Annotated in this window: 4 protein-coding genes and 1 pseudogene; all 5 read left to right on the forward strand. The window is 64.7% G+C overall.

What is annotated here, in order from left to right:
• Positions 1-208: 208 nt before the first annotated feature.
• Positions 209-856, forward strand: coding sequence for an ATP-dependent Clp protease proteolytic subunit (locus tag jaqu_RS18255; RefSeq protein ID WP_043920456.1), 648 nt, complete (start codon positions 209-211; stop codon positions 854-856).
• Between the two features lie 247 nt (positions 857-1,103).
• Positions 1,104-2,369, forward strand: a complete 1,266-nt coding sequence (clpX, locus tag jaqu_RS18260) for an ATP-dependent Clp protease ATP-binding subunit ClpX (protein WP_043920457.1) — start codon at positions 1,104-1,106, stop codon at positions 2,367-2,369.
• A 218-nt stretch (positions 2,370-2,587) separates the two neighbouring features.
• Positions 2,588-3,583: a PAS domain-containing protein gene (locus tag jaqu_RS18265; RefSeq protein WP_043920458.1), complete on the forward strand. Its 996-nt coding sequence runs from the start codon at positions 2,588-2,590 to the stop codon at positions 3,581-3,583.
• Between the two features lie 91 nt (positions 3,584-3,674).
• On the forward strand, positions 3,675-4,928 hold the full coding sequence (locus jaqu_RS18270; RefSeq protein WP_043920459.1) for an FAD-binding domain-containing protein: 1,254 nt from the start codon (positions 3,675-3,677) through the stop codon (positions 4,926-4,928).
• A 158-nt stretch (positions 4,929-5,086) separates the two neighbouring features.
• Positions 5,087-5,659, forward strand: a pseudogene (locus tag jaqu_RS21985) (SPOR domain-containing protein); the annotation flags it as partial.

The raw sequence follows: 5,659 nt of genomic DNA on the forward strand, positions 1-5,659 counted from the left end.
GTCCGATCCGCCCCCGGGCGGGCCGCGCAAGGCGGCGCGCAACCGGCCCGATGCCGATTGTGCAGACAGGGGGTGCACGGGGGGTGCACAGGGGGTGCACACCGGTTTGGGTGCGGACCGGCTGCCTTGAACCCCCGGATGGCGGGGCATACTGTCCCTTCCGAATGGCGCCCCGCATCCCCGGAGCGCCCGCCGGAAGGGACCCCCGATGAAAGACCCAGTCGACTATTTTCAGAACAATCTCGTGCCCATGGTGGTCGAACAGACCAGCCGCGGCGAACGCGCCTACGACATCTTTTCGCGCCTCCTGAAGGAGCGGATCGTCTTCGTGAACGGCCCCGTCCACAGCGGCATGAGCCAGCTCGTCGTGGCCCAGCTCCTGCATCTTGAAGCCGAAAACCCGACCAAGGAAATCAGCATGTACGTCAACTCGCCCGGCGGCGAGGTCACGGCGGGGATGTCGATCTACGATACGATGCAATACATCCGGCCCGCCGTCTCGACGCTGATCTGCGGCATGGCGGCGTCGATGGGGTCGGTCATCGCGGTAGGCGGCGAGAAGGGCCTCCGCTTCTCCCTGCCCAATTCCGAGATCATGATCCACCAGCCCTCCGGCGGGATGCAGGGCGTGGCCGAGGACATCCTGATCTCCGCCCGCCATATCGAGCGGACACGCGAGATGCTCTACCAGACCTATGTCCGGCATACCGGGCAGGACTACGAGACCGTCCGCGAGGCCCTCGACCGCGACAAGTGGATGACGCCGCAAGAAGCCAAGGATTGGGGTCACATCGACGAGATCGTCGAGACCCGCGCCGAGGCGGCGACCAAGGTCGAAGGCAAGGACGACAAATAAAACACCATCTGTTTCAAAGCCTTGCACACTCAGGGCAAGCGCGCCGCCGGACTCCTTCGGTGGCGCGTTTCAGTTGATGCAAAACAGCAACTCTCGATCCGGCGGTCGACCTCGTGTCGCGGCGTTTCGCCATTGTGCCCCCGGGCGTTCCCTCCTAGGTTCGCAGTCAGGCATCAGGTGACGCAGTGCGGAACATTCGGTTCCGACACCCGCGGGGGCAGCGCGGGACGACGCGAGGAGGCGACCCATGGCCAACCAGACTTCCGGCGGCGGGGACGGAAAGAACACGCTTTACTGCAGCTTCTGCGGCAAGTCGCAGCACGAAGTTCGCAAGCTGATCGCGGGCCCCACCGTGTTCATCTGCGATGAATGCGTCGAGCTGTGCATGGACATCATCCGTGAAGAGACGAAACAGGCCGGTCTCAAATCCGCCGACGGCACGCCCACCCCGCGCGAGATCTGCGAAGTGCTGGACGACTATGTCATCGGGCAGGAACATGCGAAGCGCGTGCTCTCGGTCGCAGTGCACAACCACTACAAGCGCCTGGACCATTCGTCGAAATCCGATATCGAACTGGCCAAGTCGAACATCCTGCTGATCGGCCCCACCGGCTGCGGCAAGACGCTTCTGGCGCAGACTCTGGCGCGCATCCTCGATGTGCCGTTCACGATGGCCGATGCAACGACGCTGACCGAGGCCGGCTATGTCGGCGAGGATGTCGAGAACATCATTCTCAAGCTGCTTCAGGCGTCGGAATACAACGTCGAACGCGCACAGCGGGGCATCGTCTATATCGACGAAGTCGACAAGATCACGCGCAAATCGGACAATCCCTCGATCACCCGCGACGTATCTGGCGAAGGCGTTCAGCAGGCGCTGCTGAAGATCATGGAAGGCACGGTGGCAAGCGTTCCGCCTCAGGGGGGCCGCAAGCATCCGCAGCAGGAATTCCTGCAGGTCGACACGACGAACATTCTCTTCGTCTGCGGCGGCGCCTTTGCGGGCCTCGACAAGATCATCTCTCAGCGCGGCAAGGGCAGCGCGATGGGCTTCGGCGCCGACGTCAAGGCGCCCGAAGAACATACCGTTGGCGAAGCCTTCAAGGAGCTGGAGCCCGAAGACCTGCTCAAGTTCGGGCTTATCCCGGAATTCGTCGGGCGCCTGCCGGTCATCGCCACGTTGACCGACCTCGACGAGGATGCGCTGGTCATCATCCTGACCCAGCCGAAGAACGCGCTCGTGAAGCAGTACCAGCGCCTTTTCGAACTGGAGGGCGTGACGCTGACCTTCACCGATGACGCACTTCAGGCGATCGCGAAGCGGGCCATCGAGCGCAAGACCGGTGCACGCGGGCTGCGCTCGATAATGGAGGACATCCTGCTCGACACGATGTTCGACCTGCCGGGGATGGAAACCGTCGAGGAAGTGGTGGTCAACGAAGAGGCCGTACGCCGCGACGCGGCTCCGCTTCTGATCCATGCCGACAAGGCCGAGGAAAACGCGTCGGCCTGACAAGTCCATCTCTACGCATTAAGAGCCCCGCCAGAATTGGCGGGGTTTTACGTGAATTAGATACTACAAGACCTTTTTTCTGAACGGAAATTCTTCCGACCGGCGCTGGCGCAGCCACAATCATGGCTAACATCCGGCATTCGAGGTATTCCCGATGGGACCGATCCGGACCGTCGCGCGTATCATCGGCGATGTCACCTGCGCCCGGAAACGCGACGATGTTCCCATCCACCGCCCTGTCCCTTCATTCGATTGCCGCCGTCTTCGACGATTCCCGTGACTGCGTGAAGCTGATCTCGCCCGATGGCCGGCTGCTCTGGATGAACCAGGGCGGGCTTTGCGCAATGGAACTCGAGGATTTCGAACTCGTGCGCGGCGCCGAATGGGCCGACTTCTGGCCGGACGAGACCCGCGACCGGATCGCCGCCGCCTGCCTGAACTCGCCTCCGACAACGACCCACATCACGGCGTTCTGTCCGACGGCCAAGGGCAGCCCCCGCTGGTGGGACGTGTCGGTCGTGCCGATCCAGGGTACCGATGGCAGGCATGGCGGGTTCATCGCGACATCCCGCGACGTGACCGATCGCGAAATGGCGGCTCGAACCCGCGAGCTACTTCTGGAAGAGATGCGCCATCGGCAGGGCAACACCCTGACGCTCGCCGGGACGCTCATGCAGGTCCATGCGCTCGGGAAACCGGAACTGTCGGACTTCGTCGCCGAGATGAGCCAGCGCCTCGCCGCCCTGGGACGCGCCCAGAACGTGGTCGGGCGGCGCGACGATCCCGAACATGTGGCAGACGTCCACCTGGCCGGGCTCGTGCGGATGCTGGTCCAGCCCCTCGCCGGTCCGCAGAGCGATCTTGTGATCTCTCTGGATCCTGAGCTGCTGCTTCCGACCGAAAAAATCGACGTCTTCGGCGTCATCTTCTCCGAATTGGCTGTGAACACCGGCAAGCACGGCGCTTTCCGCCACGGGGGCCGGGTCGAAGTCTCTGCCGATTTCACGCCGGGCGGACTCACCATCGTCTGGTCCGAGACTTCGCTTCGCCGGGTCGAAGGGACGCATCGCGAAGGGGGTCAAGGCCTCGCCCTGATGGACCGGATCGCACGCATCAACGACGTCACTTTCGACATAGAATGGACGGACCGGGGCCAAGTGGCGCGGCTCACGCTTCCATCCTGTCCTTCGGTCTGCATGCACTCCGCAGCCTAGATAGCGGCGCATTCGGCTGCGTCACTTCTTCGCTCCCGATCCTTGTGCCGCCCCCCTCGCCGGGGGGGCTGGCGGCGCTACTTCGGAAAAGATGAAAGACCAAGCCAGCCTCCCGCTCGATAGGGCCGAAGATCGGCCCGACCTCGACTTCGTTCCCACCCGCAAGGCCGGTCTCGACCGGCTCGAAGCCTTCGCTCCCAAGGCGGGCCGGAACTACGCCGCGCGTCGCAACCACGACCTGCCGGGGCACCCCCATGTGTCGTCCCTGTCGCCCTACATCCGGCACCGGGTCGTGACCGAGGCGGAGACCTGCGCCGCGATCCTCGATCGTTTCGCGCCGTCCACCGCCGAGAAGTTCCTGCAGGAGGTCTGCTGGCGCACCTACTTCAAGGGATGGCTGGAAAGACGCCCAGCGGTCTGGACCGCCTATCGCGCAGGCGTGGAGCGGGGACGAAACCGCCTCGCGACGGAGTCCGGCCTGCGCCGAGAATGGGAAGCGGCCTGCAAGGGCGAAACCGGCATCGAACCCTTCGACCACTGGGCACGGGAGCTGGTGCAGACGGGATACCTGCACAACCATGCGCGGATGTGGTTCGCGTCGATCTGGATGCATACGTTGCGCCTGCCCTGGGAGCTTGGCGCCGACTTCTTCCTCAGACATTTGCTGGATGGCGACCCGGCCTCGAACACGCTGAGCTGGCGGTGGGTGGCCGGGCTGCACACCAAGGGCAAGACCTATCGCGCCCGCGCCTCCAACATCGGGAAGTACACCGACGGGCGGTTCGACGCCGCGACGCTCGGCCACCAGCTTGCGACCGACACGCCCGTTCCCGATGACGCCCCGCATCCGGACCCCATCGCGCCGCCCGACGACGCGGATTGGCAACGCGGCGTGAAGACCGGGCTTCTGCTGCACGATGACGATCTGCACCCCGACTACCTGTTCGCGCGCGGGCTTGATGCCGTCGCCACGTCGGTGCTGACGGCCGCCGAAGGGCGCTCTCCGTTCGAGGTGTCGGGCCACGTTCTTTCCTTCACACGCGCGCTGGCCGAAGATGCGTGCGAGCGATTGGGCAAGGATTGCTGCACCCCGATTTCGGATGTCGATGCGATCGCGGCCTGGGCGCAGGCCGCCGGGCTCGACCAGATCGTGACCCCCTATGCGCCGGTCGGACCCGTTCGCGACCGGCTCGACCGGTTGGACGCGGCCTTGGACATTCCGGTCATTCGGCCGGTCCGGGCTTGGGATCAGCGCGCCTGGCCCCATTGCACGGCGGGCTTTTTCAAGCTCAAGAAGAAGATCCCGGACCTGATGGAAAGCATCCCCGAGGATATGGTCGCCTGATTTTTGCCGCAGCATGAGGCCCCGACGCAACGGTCGGCCCCATATCTGGTGTGAAGACCGCACCCCCGGTCTTCACAGGTTTTGAACGCACGGTTAACGTTTCCGCAAGGCAAGGCCCGACCAACGGGTCGCCATACGAGCAAAAGGCGGAACGAGCAGTGATCCAGGCACTTACCGGGGCGCGAACCCCCTTTCGTATTCTTTCCACGGTCGCGGTCGCGGCGCTTCTGGCGGGTTGTCAGGGCGGTGCATCCGGCGATGCCACGCGGACCGATGCCAGCGCGAGCGCCGGCCAGCTTCTCGGCAGCGACGTCGAGGCGCCCGAAGTCTTCGAGATGACCGACGAGGCGCTCTGGGACGGACGCCCGAGCCTCGGCGGCGTCTGGATCGCGGCCCCCGACGTGCGGCGCCCCGAGCGGGTAATCATCCGCAACTCAGACAATGGCAAGTATATCGTCGGCGCGCTCTTCAAGCGCGAGCGCGACAATCCGGGGCCGACCATTCAGCTTTCGTCGGACGCGGCGCAGGGACTGGGCGTACTTGCGGGCGCCCCCACTCGTGTTCAGGTCGTCGCTCTGCGCAAGCAGGAAGAGCCGGATCCGATCCCGACGATCGTCGATCCGCCGGAGGTCGCCGAAGACGCGGAAACGGCGCTGACCGAGGAAACCGCCGTGTCAGCCGCAGCGGACGCGGCCGTCGATACGGCGACGGATGCTGCCGACCCCGTAAGC

It is taken from the genome of Jannaschia aquimarina (genome assembly GCF_000877395.1).
GTDB classification, from domain to species: domain Bacteria; phylum Pseudomonadota; class Alphaproteobacteria; order Rhodobacterales; family Rhodobacteraceae; genus Jannaschia; species Jannaschia aquimarina.